We start from the raw sequence: 1,812 nt of genomic DNA, 5'->3' as shown, positions 1-1,812 counted from the left end.
GAAAAAAGAACGATGAAATTCTTCGCGAAAATCATCGTTCTTTTTCTATACTTTAATTGTCTTCCTTGATATTATTGAATCACCACAAAACAAAAATGAAAGAAGGCATATTAATGTATCAAAATTATATCACAGGCCAAACAGCTTTAACACTTAATTTAGACTTTACTATTCCTAGTAATCACTTAGCTAATACTATTAGCTGGTTCGTTGATTCAATTCCAGAAGATGTATTGCTGGGTGACACATCCAAGACAGGACGACCAGCCTATCATCCAGCCATGATGCTTAAGATTTTGCTTTTTGCTTATTCAAGAAGAGTCTTTTCTGGCAGAAAAATTGAATTGATGCTGGAAGAGAATCTACCAATGATAGTTTTAGCCGAACATCAGAAGATCTCATATCACACAATTAATAATTTTAGATCCAGCAATCGTGCCAATGAACTGGTTAAAAAATGTTTTATTTACTTTACCAATCTTTTAGAAGATGAAGGTTTGATCAATGAAGGCGCGATTTTTATCGATGGCACTAAGATTGAAGCTGATGCCAACCGCTATACTTTTGTTTGGCGTAAAGCTGTTGAAAAGTATCATGAAAAATTAAAAGGCCAAGCAGTTGAACTTTACGATGAATTGATTGCCAAAGAAGTAGTCAAAGCAATGGCCAAGGAAAAAGTGCAGACTAGCGAAGGACTGGCAGAGCTTGCCCAAGAAACTGAAGCTGAAATTGAAAAGCTGACCGAAGAAATTGAGCAAGAACCTAAAGTCATTCCAGGAGGCTCTCCTAGAAAAGTTAAGAGACGAGGTCTTAAGAAGCTGCTTCGCAAACTGAAGAAAGACTACGTTCCTCGCATGAAGAAATATGAAGACGACAAAGAAATCTTTGCTGGGCGCAATAGCTATTCCAAAACCGATCACGACGCAACTTTCATGCACATGAAAGAAGATCACATGAAAAACGGTCAGCTTAAACCGGGCTACAATATTCAAGCCGCTACAACTGACCAGTATGTAGTTGATTATGCCTTGTACCCTAATCCCACAGATTTTAGAACCTTAGAGCCGTTTTTGAAACAAATGACGACATTAGATAAGTTTGACAAAATTGTCGCTGATGCTGGTTATGGCAGCGAATATAACTACTCGCTGCTGGAAAAAGAATATTCAGACAAAGAGTATTTCATTCCATATACCATGTACGAAAAGGAACAAAAGAAGAAATATAAAAAGGACCCGACTAAACTGGCTAATTGGTATTATGATGAAAAAGAAGATTATTATCTTGACTATCAAGGTGTAAAGTTTAGTTTTAAATGTCAAAGTCAGAGAAAAGATCGTTCAACGGGTTCAACGGATCAGGTTCGCAATTTTAAGATTTATGAAGCTGATGAAACCCAAGCAACGTCAGAATTAGAACAATTGGCTAAGACTGCCAGCGGCTGGCAGCGCCAAGTACGCTACAATCCTAATTGGCAAAGACTAAAAGAAAAGGCAAAAGAAGTTCTTCAAAGCCCAGAAGGAAGACACATCTATAGTATGAGAAAATATGATGTAGAACCCATTTTCGGACATTTGAAGAACGTATTTGGCATGCGCCGAACCCATTTAAGAGGCAAAAAGAAAGTTGAAACCGATGTAGGAATAGCCTTCATGATGATGAATTTGAGCAAATATTGGAACAGAAGATGGTCAAAGGACCATACTTTTTTATTAAAAAAATTAATGAGAGAGAAAAAAACGATCAAAACCTCAAATTTGAGAATTTTGATCGTTCTTTTTATGGCCTAGGATTTAGTTTTTTCCCAGACAC

The 1,812-nt window shown here is 36.9% G+C and carries 1 pseudogene; it reads left to right on the top strand.

From position 1 onward, the window contains the following. Positions 1-113: 113 nt before the first annotated feature. Positions 114-1,812, top strand: a pseudogene (locus JEM49_RS06415) (IS1182 family transposase); the annotation flags it as partial.

Source organism: Lactobacillus sp. A27, assembly GCF_016742815.1.
GTDB lineage: Bacteria > Bacillota > Bacilli > Lactobacillales > Lactobacillaceae > Lactobacillus > Lactobacillus gallinarum.
The sequence above is the reverse complement of the archived record's forward strand: the minus strand, read 5'-3'. Positions and strand labels throughout refer to the sequence as shown.